The sequence below is a fragment of the Kribbella sp. NPDC050281 genome, assembly GCF_040655855.1.
Lineage (GTDB): Bacteria > Actinomycetota > Actinomycetes > Propionibacteriales > Kribbellaceae > Kribbella.
The window spans coordinates 256,139-278,181 of sequence record NZ_JBFAKS010000004.1 but is presented as its reverse complement, the minus strand read 5'-3'; the positions used below and the strand labels follow the sequence as shown (position 1 = coordinate 278,181).

At 67.9% G+C, this 22,043-nt stretch carries 15 protein-coding genes; 5 read left to right on the top strand and 10 right to left on the bottom strand.

Features of this window, described 5'->3' with window-relative positions:
* Nucleotides 1–52 precede the first annotated feature (52 nt).
* The 4 genes from AB0I34_RS07105 to AB0I34_RS07090 are packed head-to-tail and all read right to left on the bottom strand — an operon-like array spanning nt 53 to nt 2,961.
* On the bottom strand, nt 53–595 hold the full coding sequence (locus AB0I34_RS07105) for an AAA family ATPase (RefSeq protein ID WP_360440771.1): 543 nt from the start codon (nt 593–595) through the stop codon (nt 53–55).
* 42 nt (nt 596–637) lie between these two features.
* On the bottom strand, nt 638–919 hold the full coding sequence (locus tag AB0I34_RS07100) for a ubiquitin-like small modifier protein 1 (protein WP_360440768.1): 282 nt from the start codon (nt 917–919) through the stop codon (nt 638–640).
* Nucleotides 920–921: 2 nt separating this feature from the next.
* Nucleotides 922–2,016, bottom strand: a complete 1,095-nt coding sequence (locus AB0I34_RS07095) for an exo-alpha-sialidase (protein WP_360440766.1) — start codon at nt 2,014–2,016, stop codon at nt 922–924.
* A 12-nt stretch (nt 2,017–2,028) separates the two neighbouring features.
* Nucleotides 2,029–2,961 carry a 2-hydroxyacid dehydrogenase gene (locus AB0I34_RS07090; protein WP_360440763.1) on the bottom strand — a complete coding sequence of 311 codons (933 nt, stop codon included), beginning with the start codon at nt 2,959–2,961 and terminating at the stop codon, nt 2,029–2,031.
* Nucleotides 2,962–3,037: 76 nt separating this feature from the next.
* Here AB0I34_RS07090 and AB0I34_RS07085 point away from each other — a divergent pair, with 76 nt between their 5' ends.
* Complete coding sequence (locus AB0I34_RS07085; RefSeq protein ID WP_360440760.1) at nt 3,038–4,417, top strand: FAD-binding oxidoreductase; 1,380 nt, start codon at nt 3,038–3,040, stop codon at nt 4,415–4,417.
* The gene (locus AB0I34_RS07080) at nt 4,414–5,700 is read left to right on the top strand and encodes a cyclopropane-fatty-acyl-phospholipid synthase family protein (RefSeq protein WP_360440757.1); all 1,287 of its coding nucleotides are present in this window, start codon (nt 4,414–4,416) and stop codon (nt 5,698–5,700) included. Before AB0I34_RS07085 ends, AB0I34_RS07080 begins: the two co-directional genes overlap by 4 nt.
* On the opposite strand, the gene AB0I34_RS07075 is transcribed toward AB0I34_RS07080, so the two are convergent.
* The 3 genes from AB0I34_RS07075 to AB0I34_RS07065 are packed head-to-tail and all read right to left on the bottom strand — an operon-like array spanning nt 5,693 to nt 15,631.
* Nucleotides 5,693–6,220: a hypothetical protein gene (locus tag AB0I34_RS07075; protein WP_360440754.1), complete on the bottom strand. Its 528-nt coding sequence runs from the start codon at nt 6,218–6,220 to the stop codon at nt 5,693–5,695. The two genes, AB0I34_RS07080 and AB0I34_RS07075, sit on opposite strands and share 8 nt — an antisense overlap.
* The gene (locus AB0I34_RS07070; protein ID WP_360440751.1) at nt 6,221–12,880 is read right to left on the bottom strand and encodes an RHS repeat-associated core domain-containing protein; all 6,660 of its coding nucleotides are present in this window, start codon (nt 12,878–12,880) and stop codon (nt 6,221–6,223) included. It abuts the gene before it with no gap.
* A 9-nt stretch (nt 12,881–12,889) separates the two neighbouring features.
* Nucleotides 12,890–15,631 carry a LamG-like jellyroll fold domain-containing protein gene (locus tag AB0I34_RS07065; protein WP_360440816.1) on the bottom strand — a complete coding sequence of 914 codons (2,742 nt, stop codon included), beginning with the start codon at nt 15,629–15,631 and terminating at the stop codon, nt 12,890–12,892.
* 197 nt (nt 15,632–15,828) lie between these two features.
* Between AB0I34_RS07065 and AB0I34_RS07060 the strand changes: the two genes are divergently transcribed.
* The 3 genes from AB0I34_RS07060 (at nt 15,829) to AB0I34_RS07050 (ending at nt 18,549) form a co-directional block, all read left to right on the top strand.
* Entirely contained in the window at nt 15,829–16,746 is a 918-nt protein-coding gene (locus tag AB0I34_RS07060; protein ID WP_360440748.1) for an LLM class flavin-dependent oxidoreductase, read from the top strand.
* 70 nt (nt 16,747–16,816) lie between these two features.
* Entirely contained in the window at nt 16,817–17,938 is a 1,122-nt protein-coding gene (locus AB0I34_RS07055; protein WP_360440745.1) for a PQQ-dependent sugar dehydrogenase, read from the top strand.
* Nucleotides 17,939–18,021: 83 nt separating this feature from the next.
* Nucleotides 18,022–18,549 (top strand): hypothetical protein, encoded by a 528-nt coding sequence (locus tag AB0I34_RS07050; RefSeq protein WP_360440742.1) that lies wholly within the window; start codon nt 18,022–18,024, stop codon nt 18,547–18,549.
* 51 nt (nt 18,550–18,600) lie between these two features.
* Here AB0I34_RS07050 and gatB read toward each other — a convergent pair whose 3' ends face one another.
* Genes gatB through gatC form a run of 3 tightly spaced genes read right to left on the bottom strand, consistent with a single transcriptional unit; the run spans nt 18,601 to nt 21,897 of the window.
* Nucleotides 18,601–20,097, bottom strand: coding sequence for an Asp-tRNA(Asn)/Glu-tRNA(Gln) amidotransferase subunit GatB (gene gatB / locus AB0I34_RS07045; protein WP_360440739.1), 1,497 nt, complete (start codon nt 20,095–20,097; stop codon nt 18,601–18,603).
* Complete coding sequence (gene gatA, locus AB0I34_RS07040) at nt 20,094–21,599, bottom strand: Asp-tRNA(Asn)/Glu-tRNA(Gln) amidotransferase subunit GatA (protein WP_360440736.1); 1,506 nt, start codon at nt 21,597–21,599, stop codon at nt 20,094–20,096. The genes gatB and gatA overlap by 4 nt, the downstream gene beginning before the upstream one ends.
* A gap of 1 nt (nt 21,600) precedes the next feature.
* On the bottom strand, nt 21,601–21,897 hold the full coding sequence (gene gatC / locus AB0I34_RS07035) for an Asp-tRNA(Asn)/Glu-tRNA(Gln) amidotransferase subunit GatC (RefSeq protein WP_131355449.1): 297 nt from the start codon (nt 21,895–21,897) through the stop codon (nt 21,601–21,603).
* Between the last annotated feature and the right edge of the window lie 146 nt (nt 21,898–22,043).

Genomic DNA, 22,043 nt, shown 5'->3' with positions numbered 1-22,043 from the left:
CCCCTCGGTCACTGTCCGTATCTCTACGCCACTGCGAGATCGCTCTTCGTCGTCACCCGACCAAGCGGAAGCGCTGGGAGGAGACCGCACGCCGTACTTCGTCCGCCGTGCCGGGCGCATCCAGTCCGCTGGTGTCGATCGCATGCGACTCGAGCTCACCCAATTCGGCGAAGAATCGGTGCAGCCCGGTGATCGCCTCGGCATCCTGCAGCGAGTCGCCGCCCCGGTCCCGGGCCCGGGCCAGCGTGGTCTCGAGATCCGGCCGGAGTACGACGTACGACAGCACCAGGCCGGCCCGCTCCGCGGCGGCGCGGAACGGTGGCACATAGTGGAGGCCGACGACCCCGTCCACCACGACGTCGTACCCGCCTCGTGCGTACGTCGTCGCCGCCGCGACGATGACGTCGACGACCACGTCGTTCTGGTCCGCCGACCCAGGCAGGTACGGCGGCACGAAGCCGGTGCGGATTGCCGTGTAGAACTGATCGGTCAGGAGGTGCACGGTCAGACGTTCCGCATCCGTGGCAACCAACTCGGCCACTGTCGACTTGCCTGCACCAGGCGGTCCGGTCAGCACGATGAGCTCGCCGTTCATGCTGCGAGACGCTAGCCAACCCGCGCCGGAAACTGCACTCATTTAGCCGCCGGCGACGCTGGGCAGGATGAGGAGCTCGGCTTCGGCGGGCAGCTTGGTGTCCAGACCGTCCAGGTCGCGGATGTTGTCGTTGCCCAGATACACGTTCACGTGCCGACGGATCGCACCCTGCTCGTCGGTCAGGCGCCGGCGCAGCGCCGGGTGCTGAGCCTCGAGGGCGGCGAAGACCGAGGCAACGGTCGGCTGGCCGCCGGCCTCGATCTCGACCCGCTCGGCTCCGTCCGCGAATGGTCTGAGCACCGTCGGCAGCCTGACCGCGACCATCGTCAGCCCAGCACCGCGGCGCGCACGGTGAGCACGTCCGGCAGGTGACTCGCCACCTCGACCCACGTGTCACCGGCATCCGCGCTCGCGTACACGCACCCGTCGCGCGTGCCGACGTACACCCCGGCCGGGTCGGCCGTGTCGGTCGTCATCGCGTCGCGCAGGACGGGCACGAACGAAACGTCGGGCAGTCCGCTGGACAACGGCTCCCAGGTCGCCCCGGCGTCGCGAGACCGGTAGACGCGGCAACTGGCCTCGGTGGGGATCCGGTTCGCGTCCGCGACCAGCGGGAAGACGTAGACGGTGTCGGGGTCGTGCGGATGCACCACGATCGGGAACCCGAAGTCCGAGGGCAGTCCGTCAGCGATCGACTTCCAGATCGCGCCACCGTCGTCGGACCGGTAGACGCCGTGGTGGTTCTGCGCGAACATCCGCTCCGGTACGTCGGGATGCCCGGCCAGCTTGTGCACGCACTGACCGAACTCCGGATCCGGGTCGGGCATGAACTTCGCCTTGATCCCGTGGTTCGCCGGCGACCACGACGCACCGCCGTCGGTGGTCTGGTACACGCCACCGGTCGACATCGCGACACTCACCTGCCCGGGGTCACTAGGGTGCGGGAGCACGGTGTGCACCGCCTGCCCGCCGAAGCCGGCGCCCCACTCCTTGCGGTGCGGATGGTCCCACAGGCCGCGGACCAGCTCGAACGTCACTCCTCCGTCGGTCGACTTCCACAGCGCCGACGGCTGCGTCCCGGCGTACACGACTCCGGGCTGCGATTCGGGCGCCGGCTGGATCTGCCAGACCCGCTCGAGCGATGCGTCGGAGCCTTCAGGGAAGCCGATCGAGCCCTGGGGCGGTTCGGCCCACGTCTTGCCGAGGTCGTCGGAGTGGAACACCGCCGGGCCCCAGTGCTCGCTCGTCCCACCGACGAACAGCCGGGGCTGGTCGCCGCGCGGGTCGATACCGACCGCGTACACACCCTGCATCTCGAACTCCGGCACCGGGCCGTCCAGGCTCCACGTCCGGCGCGCGGCGTCACTCCGCCCGATCCAGAGCCCCTTCTTGGTCCCGATCAGCAGTACGGCCTCGGACATCGTTGTCCTCCTTTAGCGTGGTGGCCCCGCCACCACATTGACGAGTGCTTCCCCTTGCGCATACCGCTCCAGCTGCGCACGCACCAGCCGGGCGACTCGCGGCTCGAACGCCGTCGACGCACCGCCACGGTGCGGGTTGATCAGAACGTTCGGAGCCGACCACAGCGGATGTCCGGCGGGCAACGGCTCGGGATGGGTCACGTCGAGCGCGGCGCTGATCCGCTCCGAGCTGAGCTCCGCCAGCAACGCGTCCGTGTCCACGACGACACCGCGTGCGACGTTCACCAGCAGCGCGCCGTCCTTCAGCTGGGCCAGGAACTTCGCGTCCACCATCCCCCGCGTCTCGGCCGTCGCCGGCGTCAGTACGACGACGACATCCGCGCGCGGGAGCAGCTCAGGCAGGTCGGTGATCGGGTGCACACCCTCCCGGGGCCGCCGGGCGACCCGGATGATCTCGCACTCGAACCCGGTCAGCCGCCGCTCCAGCGCCTCGCCGATCGACCCGTATCCGAGGATCATCACCGTCCGGTCCGCGAGCGAGTCGTCCAGCTCGGTGTACGACGACGGCCAGACCTCCTGCTCCTGGTTGCGGACGGCTCGCGGCAGGCGCCGGTACGACGCCAGGATCAGGCCGACCGCCAGCTCCGCGGTGGACGCGTCATGGACGCCGCGGGCGTTGCACAAGGTGACTCCGTCGGCCAGGTGCGGCACAACATGCTCGAACCCGGCCGTCTGGGTCTGCACGACCTTGAGATTCGGCATCTCCCGGACGACCTGGATCACCCGGTCACCGCCCATGTACCCCGGAACGTAGAACTCGACCTCCGCGAGCGACGCCGGCCGCTCGTCACCATCGAAGAAGTCCACGTCGAAACCCGCGGGCAGCCCGCCGAGGAAGGTGTCGGGGTCCTCCCAGGGCAGCCATGCCTTCACCACATCAGCCATGCCCACGAACCTACTCGGCCACTCCGACAGTGTGAACTCCCGTGCCAGGCGCGAAGCTCCGTCGTACTCTGGATCGGTGCCTTCGACATCGGATCCGGTTCGGACTCTCGATCACGATCAGGCGGTAGGGCAGCTGCGGGCGTCGTACGAACGGATCCCCGCAGGCAGGCCCGTCCGGCTGGCGAAGCGCAGTTCCAACTTGTTCCGGCCGAGAACCGAGATCGACCAGGCCGGTCTCGATGTGTCCGGACTGACCGGCGTGATCGATGTCGATCCGGTGGCGCGGACGGCCGACGTCCAGGGCATGTGTACGTACGAGGACCTGGTCGCGGCGACGCTGCCGCACGGCCTCACCCCGATGGTCGTCCCGCAGTTGAAGACCATCACCCTCGGCGGCGCGGTCACCGGACTCGGCATCGAGTCGTCGTCGTTCCGCGCCGGGCTGCCGCACGAGTCGGTGCTCGAACTCGACATCCTCACCGGGGCCGGCCAGCTCGTCACGGCCCGGCCCGACGGTGAGCACGCGGAGCTGTTCCGCACCTTCCCGAACTCCTACGGCACGCTCGGCTACGCGACCCGGCTGCGGATCGAGCTCGACCGGATCTCGCCGTACGTCGCGCTGCGGCATGTGCGGGTCGACCTGGACCGGCTCGGCCCGGTGATCGAGGAGATCGTTGCCTCCGGCACGTACGAGGGCGAGCCGGTGCACTTCGTCGACGGGGTGGCGTTCACGCCGTCGGAGGCGTACCTGACGCTCGGTCGCAACAGCGACGCGGCGGTGCGGACCAGCGACTACACCGGACAGCAGATCTACTACCGCTCGATCCAGCAGCGACCGACCGACTTCCTCACCGCACACGACTATCTGTGGCGCTGGGACACCGACTGGTTCTGGTGCTCGGCCGCGTTCGGCGCGCAGAATCCCTGGGTACGGCGGGTGTGGCCGCGGCGCTGGCGGCGCAGCGACGTGTTCCACAAGATCGTCGGCTTCGAGAACCGGCATCACGTCGCCGCGCGGCTCAATCGCCGGCGCGGCCACGCCGACCGCGAACGCGTGGTCCAGGACGTCGAGATTCCGGCGTCGCAGCTGGCCGGGTTCCTGCGCTGGTTCGACGCCGAGGTGGGGATGCGGCCGGTGTGGCTGTGCCCGCTGCGGCTGCGCGGGTCCATCGACTGGCCGCTGTATCCGCTGAAGCCCGGCGAGACGTACGTGAACGTCGGCTTCTGGGGCACCGTGGCCATGGCCGACGGTGCCGCCGACGGTGACGTGAACCGGGCGATCGAGGACGCCGTCGCGCGGTTCGACGGCCACAAGTCGCTGTACTCCGATGCCTACTACGACCGCGACACGTTCGACCGCCTCTACAACGTTCCGGCCTTGAACGCGGTGAAGAAACGGTACGACCCCGACGCCCGGCTCACCGGGCTCTACGAGAAGGCGGTGACGCGCCGATGACGACGCTTGCGACCCAGGTTTCGATTGCCGATGCACTCACGACAGTGACCCCGGACGGTCTCCCGTTCCGGTTCACGGCGTACGACGGCAGCGCGACCGGCCCGGAGGATTCGCCGATCCACATGCACCTCGCGTCCGAGCGTGGCCTGTCCTACGTACTCACGGCGCCCGGCGACCTCGGCCTGGTCCGCGCCTACGTGATGGGCGATCTGGAGATCACCGGCGTGCACCCGGCCAATCCGTACGAGCTGATGCGGATGATGCTCAACCAGCTCCACTTCGAGCGGCCGACGACGGCGGAGGCGCTGCGCATCGTCCGCGGGCTCGGCTGGAGCCACCTGAAACCACCGCCGCCCCCGCCGCAGGAGCACCTGCCGAAGTGGCGCCGTACGTTCGAGGGACTGCGCCACTCGCGGACCCGGGACAAGGCCGCGATCCACCACCACTACGACGTGTCGAACACGTTCTACGAGTGGATCCTCGGGCCGTCGATGACGTACACCTGCGCGGTGTACCCGTCCGCGGACGCGACCTTGGAGCAGGCGCAGTACGAGAAGTACGACCTGGTTGCGCGCAAGCTCGATCTGAAGGCGGGTCAGCGGCTGCTCGACGTCGGGTGCGGGTGGGGCGGCATGGTCCGGCACGCGGCCCGCGAGTACGGCGTTCGCGCGCTGGGCGTCACGTTGTCGTCGGCGCAGGCCGAGTGGGCGTCGGAGGCGATCAAGGCCGAAGGGCTGGAGGATCTGGCCGAGGTACGGTTCCTCGACTACCGCGATGTGCCGGAGCGCGACTTCGACGCGATCAGCTCGATCGGCCTGACGGAGCACATCGGCGTACGCAACTATCCGTCGTACTTCGGTTTCCTGCTGGACCGGCTCAAGCCCGGCGGCCGGCTGCTGAACCACTGCATCACCCGGCCGGACAACCGCTTCCGCTCCACCGGCGCCTTCATCGACCGCTACATCTTCCCCGACGGCGAACTGATCGGCTCCGGCCGCATCATCGCCGAAGCCCAGGACGCCGGCTTCGAGGTCCGCCACTCGGAGAACCTCCGCGAGCACTACGCCCTCACCCTCGCCGCCTGGTCCGACAACCTCCAGACCCACTGGGACGAGGCGGTCGCCGAAGTAGGCCACCCCATCGCCAAGATCTGGGGCCTCTACCTAGCCGCCTGCCGAGTCGGCTTCGAACGCAACAACACCCAACTCCACCAGTTCCTGGCCGTAAAACTGGACAACCAATCCAACGCCCACTTCCCCCTCCGCCCCACCTGGCTCAGCTGACCGAGAGGCTCCAGCCCGCGGGCGGTTGCAGCGGTGGAGTCGTCTGCGTCACCTGCACCCGGGTGGCCAGCATCAGCGACTCGTCCGCGAGCTGGAGCGTCACGGAGAATCGGCGGTCGGGATAGGCCGACGCGAGCCGCGCCGACCAGGTCTCGACCAGCAGACTGCCGAGCTGCCGCACTACGTCCTCCTGCAAGTCCCCCGACGCCGGCCGGACACCGAACAGATACTCCAACTCGAAGAAGTTGAAGCTGTCGACCGCCTCTGCCCACGACCCACGCGGCTCGTCCCGGCTCGCAGCAATCGCTGCTGCGAGCCGCTCGGCGATGTACGCCTCGTCATCTCCGTTGAGGGCCAGGAATACCGCCCCGTGCAGCTCCACCAGCTTGGGCCAGTACAGCCATCCGTAAACCAGTGCGTCGACCGCCGAACCGATCTCCCCGAAATACTCGACCGGGTCCTCGGACTCCACGTCGGGGAACGAAGCCTGGAAGAGCCTGCGCACGGCAGCGGAGTCCATCTAATCTCCATCTAGATAACCTGGCGGAATGCGATCCGGGACGTCCGCCCCCGGGATGGCCTGACCTCTGCCCTTAGGGTAGTAGAGCGGCGGACTTATCCCGGAGTGTTTACCACCCGTACCACGGAAGCGCGGGCCTGGCTGCCAACCCGCCGGATGACGATCGTTCTTGATGAAGGTCTGGTACCTGGTCACCACGCCGTTCGCGTCCCGCTCGAACACAGTGTGATCGCCGGTTGCGTTCTCATCCGGAGACAGTCCCTGCGCGCGACTGCGTTTGGCGGCTTCGGCTACCTCGTCCTCGCCACCACAGTTGTGGACGAGCACCGGCGTCGCGCCAGCCATCACATAGTAGGTATGTGGGCCTGCCACCGTCAGGTTGTGGACCCGGGCGACGGCTTCGTACCGGGTCCGCGCAACAACCCGCACCGGCTCCGACGATCCAAAGCTCGACAGTTCGTCGCCTACGGCGAGGTCGGCCGCTGTGACCCACTGGTGAGGGCCAGGCAGGTAGAACGGATGCCCGTCGGTCGACACGAGGTGCTGGACTCCCCGCGAATCCGCATCCTTCGCCGCGACTGCGATATCGACAAGCTTCTTGGTGCCTTCGCCGATGATGGTAGCCACGACCGGATGCGACGCGACTTCCCCGCTGCTCGGCTCCGAGGCCAGAACCCCGTCACCGACTTCGATCTTGTCGATCGGTTTGGTCTTTCCGTTCGCCAGGAGTACCAGTGTCCCGGGTTCGAACGAGTTACATCGTGCGGCGGCCTTGAGGTCGTCTTCGGCTTTGCGGAGGCCCTTGATGCCGTCGATCGCTTCGCCGACGAGGTCTTTGATGCGGCCTATGAGTTTCCAGGCCTTCTTCATCTTGAAGAGGTATTTGCTGATGAGTTTGCCGGCTATGCCGCCGACGAAGGAGGCCAGGACGGTGACGCCGGTGGCGACGCAGGCACCCAGGTCGCCGTTGGTGAAGCAGTTGAGGGCGTCGGTGATGCCCAGTTCGTCGGCGACGATCTTGACCAGGTCCTTGATGACCTTCTTGATGCGTTTCTTGGTCTCCTTGACCTTCTGGGTGTGCTGGGAGATCTCGGACTCTTCCCAGGTGTTGATCTGCTTGCCGTCGTCGTCCTTGTAGGAGATGAGGCCGCCGCGGCCCTCCTTCTTGGACTTCTGGTACTCCTCGACGTTGTTCGAGCCGCCGTTGCGGTACTCGGGCCCGTCCTCGCCCCGGCCGCCCAGGAACATCAGCCCGTCGGGGTCGCTGAACGTCGCCGGGCTGTTGTTGGAGTAGGCGTAGGCGTTGAGGGTCTGCGGATCGGCGATGTCGACCAGCGGGTCGACACTGATGAAGCGGCCGAGCTTCGGGTCGTACTCGCGGGCGCCGAGATGTGTCAATCCGGTCGACGGATCGTCGACGCCGTTGACGAAGCCGCGGGAGTTCGGTTCCCAGGTCGGTGATGTCGTACCCCGGGTGTTCCCGAACGGGTCCATCAGGCGACGGGACACGGTCGTCGTCAGTCCGTCGACGGACACCGACGCGGTGCCGTGCGGGTCCGCCATCAGGTACTCGACCGACGAACTGTTGTTGCGCATGGCAATCGTCGCGCCGTTGAAGTCGTAGTACCGGGTCGAGCTGGCAGTGTCCGTGGTCTTGTCCCAGCGGACCTCGGCCGACGCGAGGTAGAGCGTGGCTCCCTTCGGATCGTGACGGATCAGGCGACTGCCGTCCGCGTCGTAGACGAAGCTGGTGTCGCCGTCCGGGCCGCTGACGGACGCCAGGTGACCTTCCGCATCCCAGGTGAACGCGTCCGTGTCACCGCCGACCGTCCGCGTCGCCAAGTTGCCGGCGGCGTCGTACCCGTAGGTGTCGGCCGACGTTCCACCCGGGCCTGCGGCGGACACACCAGTGACCGCGTGCGGCCGAGCGGCCGTCGGCGCCGGGTACGCGTAGGTCGATGTGGTGTCCCCAGCCACCTTGTGGTCGACCAGACCGGTCCGGTTGCCCGACGCGTCGTACGAATACGACTGCCAGTACGGCGCTGGGCCGCCCAACGTGGACGCGGACCGCGCATCCGTGCACTTGCTCGCCGGAGTCCACGCCTCGGTGGTCCGCTGCAGGTAATCGGTCGCGAAGCACTGGAGATCGAGCGACGTGCCGTACTGGTGCGAGATCGACGTGACGTTCGACGCGTCGTCGTACCCGTAGACGAAGGTGTCGTCGGTCTGCAGCACCGCTTCGCGGTCGACCTTCATCTTGGCCAGCCGCCGCGTGCCCTGCTCGTACTCGAAGGACTGGTAGACGCCCTTCCCGGTCTGCTGACCGGCGTGGTACTGCAGCGGGTCGCCGTACTCTCCGTAGACAGTTCCACTGACGTAGGCCTGCCAGCCGCCCATCTTCGACAGGTTCCCGGATGCGTCGTACGAGAGATCGATCGTTTCGTCCGGCAGGCCCGGCGTGGTCGGCAGCTTGGCCTTCTTGACGGTGCCGTCCGGGTTGTACTGCGTGGTGCTCGCATAGGTGCCGGCCAGCTTGCCTTCGGACGCCGGGATGACGACCTGAGTGCCGACCGGGCGATCCATCGAGTCGTATCCGGTGATGGCGGACACATAGTTGTTGCCATTGATCGTCCGGGTGGACGACGTCAGCAGTCCCTTCCCGAGCGTGTCGTACACCCAGCTCGCCAGCACCGAGCCGGTCGCCGATCCGTTGCGTACGGCGGTCTTGCGGTCCAACTCGTCGTAGGAGAAGTAGAGCTCCTGCCCACGCGCGTCCTTGGTGGACACGACCCGGTCCGCCGCGTCGTACACCGAGGTCGTGGTGCCCTTGTCGGGGTCGTCGGCGCGGATCTGCCGACCGCGCAGGTCGTAGCCGTAGCTCCAGACACTGCCGGCCGCGTTGGTGACGGTCTCCAGCTGATCGTCCGGTGTGTAGGTGTACTTGGTCGAGTCGTAGTCACCACCGGCCGCGCGGCCGTGGAACTGCCGGAGCTCCGTGACCTTGCCCCGGGCATCGAGCATCTTGATCGTGGTGGTCGCGCCCTCCGGCGGGATCACCGCGACCGCGTTGCCGCCGTAGATCGTCTGGGTGCGCCACTTCTCCGCGTTCTGGACGACGAACTGCGACAGGATGGCGCGGTTCGCGCCGTCGTAGGTATTGAGCGTCCGGGCCGGCAGATTCGGCTCGTCGGCGTCGAAGAGCGTGTTGGACGGTGCGGACGTGTTGTCGTAGTACGGCCCGTCCTGACTCGCCACGTTGCCGCGGGCGTCGTACCTGGTGTCGATCAGTACCCGGCCGAGACCGGTTGCCGCGGGCGTCTGCACCTGGCGCTGTCTCAGCAAACCGTCGAACAGCGTCCGGCTCGTCTTGTAGGTGCCGTCCGGCTTGAGCTCCTGGGTCGCGACGACGTTGGGCGCGGTCTTCGACACCAGGTAGCTGAAGATCATCGACGCGGTCGCACCGCCGGCCTTGGAGCGGTTCGGCAGCCAGACCCCGGTCAGCCGCCCGAACGCGTCGTACGTGAGATCGGTACGGCGTCCGTTCGGGTCGACCTCGGCCAGAGTGGCTCCCCAGGCCGGGGAAACTGTGGTCGTGTTGACGAATCCCTTGGCGTCCGTGGTGGTCATCGCGGTCACCGGGCCGCCGGTGGCCGGAATGAAGGCGACCGTACTGGTCTGCCGGTTCAGGCCGTCCCAGGTCCCGACGATCCGGCCGAGCGAGTCGTACGACGTCCGCGAGCGCTGCTCGTAGATCGGGCCGGAGGTCCAGCCGCTCATAGTCTCGACCTTGGTGACGAGGCCCCGGACCGGCGCGTCGGCCAGACCGGTCTTCCCGTCGTAGTAGCTGCGCTCGTCGGAGATCACCTGAGTGGGACGGTTCGGCGTCGCACCACAGGCAACGGAAACCGTCTCCTCGCGGCTCACCGGGCTCAGCAGCCACAGGTCGTTGCTGCGGTTGTAGGTGTAGCGGGTGCACCGGTCGTCCGCAGTCGTTGCCAGGTCACCCAGGTCGTCGACCGAGGTGGGCAGACCGACCGAGTCGAAGGTCGTCACCGAGCCCGCCGTACGGTAACTGCCGCTGCTCAACCGCGTCCGGGTCACCGACGACTTCGTCCGCAGGATCATCGCGGTGTCGACACCCGCCGTACCCGTCGCGGTCACCCACGGCGTGGAGATCGTCCCCTCGACCTCGGCGCCACCGGCGCCGTCGTACGTGATCTCCTCGCGGACGAACCCGTTGTACCGGTTCGCGTCCTCGATCGTGCCGCCCTGGCTGTCGGTCACGATCGCCGTCTTCTTCGTCGTCCCCGCAGGGTCGAGGTAGTCGTCGTGCATCCCGCGGAAGAAGGTGTACTGCGTCTGGGTCTGGTTGCCGAGCGGTCCGGCCTTCACGTTGACCTTGGAATACCCGCGCCAGTCACCCCAACTGCGGTACTTCAGCAGCGTCAGTTCGTTGTCGTCGAAGTGCCAGGCCGGTGTTCCCAGATACTCGTACGTCGTCTGCTGGTCGGGGGCATCGGTGGTCTGGTCGTCGACCGCGACAGACGTGACGACGTACTTGTTGAACCACTGCAGGGTCGGCGCGGCGCCGCCGTCGATGGTCCAGTAGACCGGGAAGCACAACCGGGTGTTGGTCGCCACGTTGGCCGGTTTCGAGGTCGGCGTGCAGTCCGCGGCGCTGTAGTTGACGTTGGTCGTCTGACCCGATTCCGACGTGACCGACGAGACGCGGTACTTCACCATCGCCGGGGCGCCGTCGCCGATGGCGTCGACCCGGTTCGGCTTGTCGATACCGGTGAACGTGACGCTGGGGTTCGTCAACGCTGTGCCGACCCGGCCCTGGTGGGTGATCGAGCGCAGGAACAACGACGGCGCGACGTCCGTGGCCGGATAGTCCTGGGTCAGGGTCCAGGTGTCGACCGGGTTGTAGGTGTTGTTGCTGCCGAGGACCTCGGTGTTGATCGTGGTCAGCCGCTTGCGGGTGAAGAACGACGGCGAGGTCCGGTTCGGGCAGGTGGTCGACGACGTACAGAGCTGGTCGAACGGCGTGTCCGGCCAGCGCGAGGCGTTCGCCGCGGTCAGCTGGGCCGGGTCACAGGTCACCGTTCCACCGGGGAGGCACCGCTCGGAGACGCCGAACCAGACCCGGGTCGGCGCGGCCGTGGTCGTCTCGGTGCTGCCGGCAACCTTTCCGTAGTCGATGATCCACGGGTAGCTGGCGCGCTGGTAGATCGAGACGCCGGTGTTGTTGTTGCGGCCGTAGTAGTTGCTCTCCTGGATGTACCGGTAGCTCATCAGGTTGTTGCTGAGGTCAACCACCCGGTCGACGTTCCAGCGCCAGGCCTGGGTGCAGTACGACGCGGCGAACGTCGCCTGGTAGCACGGCTCACCGACCTGGTTGCCGAAGACCGGGACCGTGCTGACCGAGTCGGAACGGGCGTTGCCGGGCACGCTCGGGTTGAGACCGAAGGAGTACTTCGTTCCGTCCGTGGTCGTGACCTGCCAGTACTCGCCGTCCTTGGCGCCGTTCGTCGCGCCGTAGCGGCGCTGGATCAGCGAACCGTCGTCGTTCTTCAACCGGAACGTGTCGATCTTCGCGACCGGGTCGCTGCTGATCTTCAGGAGTTCACCGGAGTGGCTGCCCAGCGAGAGGACCGCGTTGTCGGACTTCCAGCACAGGTCGCCGGTCTTCACGGTCGTGTTGCTGTTGGTCATGTCATCGGCGCAGGACACGTACTTGCGCTCGATGAAGCCAGGCTCTAGAGAATGCCCCTGGCCAATCCACGAGGTCTGGTTGTTCGTCGACGCCACCTGCCCGTCGACCGACCCGGAGCTGTAGCTGATCGAGAGCTCGGGCTTGGGACCAGCCGTACCCGGTGGGACGCGGAGCGGATAGCTCCAGGTGAAGTCGCCGGTCTGAGCCCCGACGTTCCAGGTCGCCGAGGCCGAGAGCGTCGTCGCCGCGTAGGAGCCGGCCGGGCCGGACGCCCCAGCCGTCAGGGCCAGCGTGGTGAACTGACTCGTCGCCTGCTTGGCAGCGAGCTGGACCTCACCGGACACGACCTTGGTGTCGACGTTGTTCCGTGTCGCCGCCACCGGCCGTTCCTGCGTACAAGTGGTGGCGGCGGTGCAGGTCAGTTCGACCAGCCGAAGCCGCGACGACCAGTCGCCGCCGTAGGCGCTCGCGAACTTCGAATAGTCGAACTGGACCTTCACCTTCGCGGGCGCTGCCTGCGCGTCCGTCCGGCTGAGACGCATCGCGACACCGGTGACGCCGAGCCGGTTGCTGTCGGCCTGACCGAGCACCTCGAGCTTCGCAGACGGGGACGCCGTACTCCGGGCCGTCGCACTGACGGAGGCGGACACGGATGATGCGACCTTGCTCTGCACCGAGGCGCCGACCGTCGAGACCGACGCCTCCGGCCATACCGGAGCCGCGGGCACCTTCGAGGCCGCCGCGGCCTGCTTCGACTGGGCCGCCGGCGCCGGGACGAAGTTCTTGCCCGGCGTCGGCTTCTCCTGCTGCACCGCCGGCGCGGGCCGGCTGGGCGTCTTGGCCTCGGCCTCGGGGACGTACGCCGCCACACCTGCCACCAGGCTGACGCCGAGCAAGGTAACCAGCGCGGCCATCCGGCGCCGCTTGGTGTGAAGTGATCGCATGAGAGGTCCTCAGTTGGTCGGGGCGGAGTCGTACAGGTCCGTGTAGACCGCGGCGTTGTCGATCGGACCGGGGTAGATGCGAACGTCGTCGACCTGACCGTCGATCGGACGGGCCACACTCGCGACCGTGCCGGTACCGACTCGCAGCAGCCCGGGTGCGTCCGTCGTCGGAGGGATGTTCGCGGTCGTCGCCACCGCGTCCTCGCCGACGAACAGGGTCAGCGTGTGTTCCCCGGAGTCGTAAATGCCGGTGAGATAGACCCAGTCACCGGCCAGGTACGGCGTGGGTTGCGACAGGACCGACAACTCGCCGGATCCATTCGGGTTCGGGATCGAGAAGGACCACACGGCCTTGGGATCGCCAGGATCGGACAAGTCCTGGCTCTGGACTCCCAGCATGAATCCACTGGTGCCGGCGCGGTCCTCGCTCAACGCGATCTGACGCCCGGGTGTGTTTCCCAGCTTCACTCTCACGCTGGCGCTGAAGCTCCGGCTGGTGTCGACGATGTCGCTCGCCGGCGAACCCAGCGTGGCACCGCCGGTCAGCGCGACCGACCAGTCCTGTTTCGTCGCCGACGGATCCCACCGGTCCCCGGGCGCCCAGGTCGCCGTCGTGGCCAGGTTGAGTCGACGCCCGAACGTACTTGAGTCCGCTGTCGTGACTCCCGAGCCCTCATCCATCCTCCAGATACCGGCTGCGGCGCCCGTCTGGACCTTTGCGACCGCCTCGCCGTACAAGGCACTGCGGTTGTTCGAGCGGTCGTAGGCCCAGGCCCTGATCACCGTCGGGCCGGTCTTCGTGGCGGTGAAGGTGAAGGTGCCGGGACTGACCGGGATGTTCGCGCTCGTCGGCTCCTCGCTGTCGATGGTGTAGCGGAAGTAGTTCTGGTCGACGGCGGTCGCGACGATCTTGACGCTGACCGTCTCACCGAGGGAGTAGATCTTGTCCTCCCCCGATGTGATCGTGACGTCCGGAGCCACCGGTTTGGAGGTGTCGATGATGAACCAGCAGAACGGCGACCAGGCCGAGTAGTCGACACCGTCCCAGGCACGGACCCGCCAGCCGATCAACCGGTTCGTCTCCAGCGGTGCGACATCGGCTTGTGGCGTGAAGTCAATCGTGCTGCCACTGACCTTGGTGACGCTGGGCAGCCGCTGGGCCGCCGCCCCGCCGCCGTTGTACCAGAACTCGAAGCCTGCCGACGACGGCTGCAGGTCGCTGTCGAGGATCTTGACGTGCGGGACCGGGCTGGTCTGGTTGAGCCGGGCCGGGTTCTGGTAGTCGGTCGCGCAACCCGACGTGGGATCCGTCGTCCGCATGCCGGAGACCTGCGGGATCCAGTTGTAGGTGATCGTCAACTTGACCGCCTTGTGGAATCTCTTCCAGGCCAGCGAGTCGGCTTCGTTGGTCGCGCGCACACCCAGATGGACCCAGCCGCTCCGCGCGGCGGCCTGCTCGGCGACCGCGGTCAGCACGTTGAACTCGAGCCACTTGCCGTTCGGCAGGCACTCGTCCCGGCCGGCCGCGTCGGTCGCGGAAGCGAGCTTCTTCAGCCAGACGTTCGAGCCCGACCCGTTGCTCCAGTTCACCTCGGTGTTGATCGCGGCGACCTTCCAGACCTCCACCGCTTTCGGCGTACAACTGGCGGCCCACGTCTCGTAGGCACTGAAGATGGCCGAGGTGATGTGGGCGCCGGCGAGACCGGAGATCCCCATCTTGTAGATCAGGCGCTTGCGGCTCCACGGCTCGAACGACTGGTATCCGACGCCTTCCGGGCCTTCCCAGTTCCACGACGGGGTGGTCGGGTAGTGCTCGTTCATCATCGCGCGACCGGACTGCGCCGAGTTGAACGTCGGGCCGATGTACAGCGGGTACCGCGTCGCGGCGTCGTTCAGCAGCGCGAGCGCCGGGCTGATCGTCAGCGCCTTCTTCGAGACCGCGGCCGGAAGCTGGACGACCTTGTCGCCTTCGAGCGGAGCCTCGGTCCGGTCGTCGTCCGTCGGTGCGGTCGCCGTACCGCGGGAGTCCCACATGATCGGCTGCGATCCGCTGAAGACCAGCTTGCCGAGGTGGTCCTTCGCCTCGATCACGCCACCCCTGGACTTCGCCACGGTCAGGCCGGGCGCCTTCATCCCGAGGTCGAGGTTCTGCAGCTGCGGCAGCCGGGCCGCGGCCGGGGTCTTGACGATCAGGACCTCGCTGTAGGAGTCGGCGAAGGCGGTGATCTTGAGGTCGACGTCGGGGAACACGTTCGGGTAGGTGACGTTGTCGGCGTCGACGGCCGGCTGGGGCAGCGTCCCGGGCCAGCTGAGCGCGAGCTCGTGGCCGTCGGACGTCATCACGATGAGCGGACCGGTGCCGCCGCCGGAGAACGTCATGTCGAGCGCGGTCGCCTTCGGCCGCACCCGGCCGTCGGCGCTCTTCTCGAGTGTCGTGTCGATGTCGGCCCACTGGTCGCCGCGCTTCACGCGGACCGGGATGTTGGTCTGCTCGAGCGTGAAGGTGCCGTCCGGGTTGGCGAACGTCTGCGTGGTCTCGGTGCGCTTCTCCGGCACCTCGACCCGTTTCCCGGTCGCCTTCGCCCGCTTGGCCGGAGAGTCGTCGGCGGCCGTGCTGCTCACCGCCGCCGGTTGAGCCTCGGCCGGCGCCACGACCACCGATCCGAACAGTCCCACTGCCAGCGCGCAGAAACCCGCCATCGCACGCCGCGCCAAAGTCTTCCGCCCCTGGGGCAGACCCCACCCGTACATCGCGCCCACCGCTCTCGACTCCCCCGAGCCATAGATGCGGTACGGATCCTAAGGAGCGCGCACGGTGACCAACAGGTACAACCCATACAGTTCACCCATACAAACCGGAACGCCCCAGTACCCCATGTGTGGGGTGCATGGACTACGGGCGTGGTTGGCATTGGACGGGGGCCGGCGGGGCGGGAGACGGTGGTTGGGTGGCTGTCGAGTTCGGGGTTCTGGTGGACGTTCGGGAGGCGGGGGCGGCGTACTCGGGGGAACGGGTGGAGGAGGTGGTGGTTGCCGACCAGCTCGGGTTCGCGGGGGCCTGGTTGTCGGAGCATCACCTGACCGCGGACGGCATGTTGCCTTCGCCGTTGGTGATGGCCGGGGTGCTTGCGGGGCGAACCGCGCGGATCCGGGTCGGGACCAACGTGCTGGTGTTGCCGCTGCATCATCCTTTGCGGGTGGCGGAGGACGCGGCGGTGCTGGACCTGGTGTCGGGCGGGCGGTTCGTGCTGGGGGTCGGTCAGGGGTACGCCGAGCGTGAGTTCGCCGCGTTCGGAGCCGATCGACGACGGCGCGGGGCTCTGCTCGAAGAAGGCGTGGAGGCAATCCGGCGGGCCTGGACGGGCGACCTGTCGGTGACACCGCGGCCCGGCCATCGGATCCCGATCTACGCCGCAGGAGTGACGGCGGCGGGGTTGCGGCGGGCTGCGCGGGTGGGCGACGGGGTGATCATCTACTGCGCGACCCCGGCGGATCTGATCGCCCGGCGGAAGCTGCTGGACGAGGTCGTCGACGAGCCGCCGCCGCTGATCTGCACCGGGATCATGCATGTGGATGAGGACGCGGATCGAGCCTGGTCCGACGCGGCGCCCGGGATCGCTTATCTGGAAGGGGAAATCGCGTCGTACGGCGGGACCGAGCCACCGGCGTTGCGGCGGGAGGACTACCTGATCGGTACGCCGGAGGACGTCGCCAACCGGCTGATCGAGTTGCACGCGGCGACCCGGTTCGTGCAGTTCGCCCACTGGTTGCGGCTTCCAACCGTGTCGCACGAGGCGGCGCTGCGGTCTCTCGAATTGGTTTCAGCTCGGGTGATTCCCGCCGTACGGGCTGGTGTTGGACGCTAGCTTGGGAGGCAGGACGACCTGAGGAGACGGCGTGGGCGGGACCAGGGTCAGGCAGCGGGGACGGACTGCGGTGGTTTTGACCGCGCTGGCATTGGCGGCGGGGTGCTCCGATGACGGTGGCGCGGCGACAGCGAATCCCGGCACGACCGCACCCAGTACGACGCCAGCACCGAGCAGCACCGGTACGACATCCAGCGCCGCGCCGAGCACGAGTCAGCAAGGGCCGGTCAAGCTGACTGTCGCGTCGACGGTGGCGACGGGGATCGACATACCGTGGGGGCTCGCATTCCTGCCGGACAAGAGTGCGCTCGTCGCGGAGCGGGATTCGGCCAAGATCAAGCGGGTCGCCGGCGGACAGGTGAGCGAGGTCGGCGAGGTGGACGACGTCGACCCGTCGTCCGAGGGCGGACTGCTCGGGCTGGCGGTGGATCCTGGGTACCCGGGCAAGCCGTACATCTACGCCTACTACTCCACCGGCGACGACAACCGCATCGCCCGGATCACGTACCAGAACAACAAACTGTCCGACCAGCAGGTGATCCTCGACGGGATCCCGCAGTCGGCGGTCCACAACGGCGGGCGACTGCGGTTCGGCCCCGACGGGTACCTGTACGCCGGAACAGGTGATGGGTCCGAGCGGCCGAACTCCCAGGACGACGGGTCGCTGGGCGGGAAGATCCTGCGCATCACCACCGACGGCAAGGCAGCGCCCGGCAACCCGGACGGCCGGCTCTGGTTCAGCAAGGGCCACCGGAACGTGCAGGGCCTCGCCTTCGACGGCAAGCAGTTGTACGCCGCCGAGTTCGGCCAGAACACCTGGGACGAGCTCAACGCGATCACCGCCGGCACGAACTACGGATGGCCGGCCGCTGAGGGCGTGAGCGGACTCGACGGCATGGCGGATCCGATCGCGCAGTGGCAGACCGACGACGCGTCGCCGAGCGGGATCGCGTTCGCGCAGGGGCACATCTTCATGGCATCGCTCCGGGGCGAGCGGTTGTGGGCCATACCAGTTGCCAACGGCAAGCGAACCGGCGAGCCACAGGCGTTCTTCACCAACCAGTTCGGCCGGCTGCGCACGGTCGAGGCCGCACCGGACGGCTCGCTCTGGCTGACCACTTCCAACACCGATGGCCGCGGCGACACGCGCGACGGCGACGACAGAATTCTCCGCATCACCATCAGCCGTTGACCGCCAACCGTTTCAAGGCTTTGCGCGTCTGGTACTAGTGGGGGGAAGCCTTACAGAACAACCGGTTGAGGGAGGAGTTGGTGATGCGGCCCGATCAGGTGTCCGTTGTCCCCAGCAGTGTGGTCGCTTCGGTGGGCACCTTCGAGGATGCTCAGCAGACGGTCAGCTATCTGCGCAGTTACGGGATGGAAGCGGGCAGCCTGGAGGTGGTCGGATCCGGCCTGAGACAGGCCCGCAGGAAACGGGTCGTCCCGGTCGCCAAGCTGACCTGCATCGGCGCCTTGCAGGGCGCGCTGCTCGGCATCCTCGCCGCCGTGTTCGTCACCCTCGTCGCCGAGACGACCTTGACCGGCCTTGCCGTCGTCGTCTGGGGCTTCGTGTACGGCGTACTGATCGGTGCGCTGTGGGGATTGTTCCGGGGACTGGTGCGGAACCGGCCCGACGCGGTGACGACCGAGGTCGTGCCGACGCGCTTCGAGGTGCGCTGCCCATCCGAAGAACTGTCCGTCGCGCGAACGCTGCTCGCCGACGCCACCGACGTCGACGACGACGGCCGCGTCGAACGCGAGGTCATCGCGAACGCACCCCACAAGGACAAGAAAGCAGCGTGAAACCGCGTCGGACCCCCGCAGGCGATACCTGCGGGGGTCCGGCGACCAGGCTCAGATGCCCAGCTTGGCGTTCAGCAGCTCGCGGACCTTGGCAGCATCCGCTTGACCGCGCATGTCCTTCATAACCGCGCCGATCAGCGCACCGGCCGCGGCCGGCTTGCCGGAGTTGACCTTCTCGACCACGTCCGGGTTGGCCGCGATCGCGCGGTCGATCGCCTCGATCAGAGCCGAGTCGTCAGACACCAGGGCAAGGCCCCGCGCGGCAATGATCTCGTCGATGGTGCCTTCACCCTTGAGCAGACCATCGAAGACCTGCCGAGCCAGCTTGTCGTTCAGCTCGCCCTTGTCGACCCGGACCTGCACGTTGGAGACATCAGTCGGACTGATACCCAGCTCGGCCAGGTCCTTGCCGCTCTCGTTCGCGGCCCGGGCGAGCTCACCCAGCCACCACTTCTTGGCGGCCGCGGGGCTCACCCCGAGGTCGACCGTCGTGACGATCAGCTCGAGCGCGTTGCCGTTGACGACGTCGCGCATCTCGAGGTCGGTGAAGCCCCACTCCTCCTGCAGCCGGACCCGGCGCAGTGAAGGTGCCTCCGGCAACGAAGCGCGGATCTCCTCGACCCATTCGCGCGACGGAGCCACCGGGACCAGGTCCGGCTCCGGGAAGTACCGGTAGTCCTCGGCGTCGGACTTCTCCCGGCCGGAGGTGGTGATGCCGGTGTCCTCGTGCCAGTGCCGGGTCTCCTGGACGACCTTGCCGCCGCTCGACAGCACCGCCGCCTGACGGGTGATCTCGTACGTCACCGCACGCTCGACCGAACGGAACGAGTTCACGTTCTTGGTCTCGGTGCGCGTGCCCAGCGTCGACGAGCCGCGCGGCTTGAGCGACACGTTGGCGTCGCAGCGCAGCGAACCCTGGTCCATCCGGACGTCGGAGACACCGAGCGCGAACAGCAGGTCGCGCAGCATGCTCACGTACGCCCGCGCCACCGCCGCCGCCTTCGCCGGCGGCACCTCGATCGTCTTGGTCACGATCTCGATCAGCGGGATGCCGGCCCGGTTGTAGTCGACCAGCGAGTGCGAGGCGCCGTGGATCCGGCCGGTCGCGCCGCCCACGTGGGTGGACTTGCCGGTGTCCTCCTCCATGTGGGCGCGCTCGATCTCGATCCGGTAGGTCTCCCCGTCGACGACCACTTCGGTCCACCCGTTGTACGCGATCGGCTCGTCGTACTGGGAGGTCTGGAAGTTCTTCGGCATGTCCGGGTAGAAGTAGTTCTTCCGGGCGAACCGGCACCACTCGGCGATCTCGCAGTTCAGCGCCAGGCCGATCTTGATCGCGGACTCGACGCCGCGGCGGTTCACCACCGGCAGCGCGCCCGGCAGGCCGAGGCAGACCGGACAGGTCTGCGTGTTCGGCGGCGCGCCGAACACGGTCGGGCAGCCGCAGAACATCTTCGACTTCGTGTTCAGCTCGACGTGGACCTCGAGGCCCATCACCGGGTCGTACTGCGCCAGCGCGTCGTCGATCTCGAGGACGTCTGCGGTCATCGGGTCACCTCCAGCTCCGGAGCCTTGGTCATCAGTACGCCGCCCCACTGCTCGGCCAGCGCGGACTCCAGCGCGGCGCCGACGGTGTAGCACAGGTCGTCGCGCAGCACCGGCGCCATCACGTGGAAGCCGACCGGCATGTTGTCCTCGTCGGCCAGACCACACGGGAACGACGCGGCCGCGTTGCCGGCCAGGTTGGACGGGATCGTGCAGAGGTCGTTCTTGTACATCGCGATCGGGTCGTCGATCCGGTCACCGATCGCGAACGCCGTCGTCGGCGTCGCCGGCGAGACGAGCACGTCGACCTGCTCGTAGGCGTTGACGAAGTCGCGGGCGATCAGCGTCCGCACCTTCTGCGCCTGGCCGTAGTACGCGTCGTAGTACCCACTCGACAGCGCGTGCGTGCCGAGCATGATCCGGCGCTTCACCTCGGCGCCGAAGCCCGCCTCACGGGTCAGGTTCATCACCTTCTCCGCGCTGTTCGTGCCGTCGTCGCCGACCCGCAGCCCGTACCGCATCGCGTCGAACTTGGCCAGGTTGGACGAGGCCTCGCTCGGCAGGATCAGGTAATAGGCCGGCAGCGCGTACTGGAAGTGCGGACAGGACACCTCGACCACCTCGGCGCCGAGCTTGGTGAGCAGCTCGACCGCCTCGTGGAAGCGCGCCTCGACACCAGGCTGGTACCCCTCGCCGCCGAGCTCCTTGACCACGCCGACGCGCAGGCCGGTCACGTCACCGTTGCGGGCCGCCGCGACGACGGCCGGGACCGGCTGATTGATCGAGGTCGAGTCCATCGGGTCGTAGCCGGCGATCGCCTCGTGCAGCAGCGCCGCGTCCAGCGTCGTCCGCGCACACGGACCAGGCGTGTCGAGCGAAGACGCCAGCGCGATCAGTCCGTACCGCGAGGTCCCGCCGTACGTCGGCTTGACCCCGACGGTGCCGGTGAACGCGCCGGGCTGCCGGATCGAGCCACCGGTGTCGGTGCCGATCGCGAGCGGTGCCTCGTACGCCGCCAGCGCGGCCGAGGACCCACCGCCGGAGCCACCCGGGATCCGGCCGAGGTCCCACGGGTTGTGGGTCGTGCCGTACGCCGAGTTCTCCGTCGAGGAGCCCATCGCGAACTCGTCCATGTTGGTCTTGCCGAGGATGACGATGCCGGCCGCCTTCAGCCGCTTCACCATGGTCGAGTCGTACGGCGGCTTCCAGCCCTCGAGAATCTTCGAGCCGGCCGTGGTCGGAACACCCTCTTGGGTGAGCACGTCCTTCAGCGCCAGCGGGACACCGGCCAGCGGAGCGAGCTCCTCGCCCGCCGCGCGGCGGGCGTCCACTGCGGCGGCCTGCGCCAGCGCGCCCTCCGTGTCGACGTGCAGGAACGCATGCACGTCGCCGTCGACGGCAGCGATCCGATCCAGGTGCGCCTGGGTGATCTCCACCGAGCTGGCCTGGCCGGACGTCATCAGCTCCGCGAGCTCAGCCGCGGTCTTGCGGATCAGGTCACTCATGTCAGTCCTCCTCCAGGATCCGCGGCACCCGGAATCGCTGCTCCTCGGCGGCCGGCGCACCGGACAGCGCCTGCTCGGGTGTGAGGCACGGCACGTTCTCGTCCGCGCGCATCACGTTGGTGAGCGGGAGGGCATGCGAGGTCGGCGGGATGTCGTCCGCGGCCACCTGGCTGACCTGCCCGACCAAGGTGATGATCTGGTCGAGCTGCGGGGCGAGATGGTCGAGCTCGTCGTCGGTGAGCTCGATCCGCGCCAGTCGCGCCAGGTGCGCGACCTCTTCGCGGGTAATCGATGGCATGAACTGATCCAATGGTTTCTTGAGGATTGACCGGGGTGAAATCGGCCCGGACCCGGCCATCCTAGTGGGCTCGTGTATCGGTCGCGTTTCCTTGTCCCCCGGGCTGTGGACAACGCCGCGGGGTGCGATGGCCGAGAGGGCCGGGC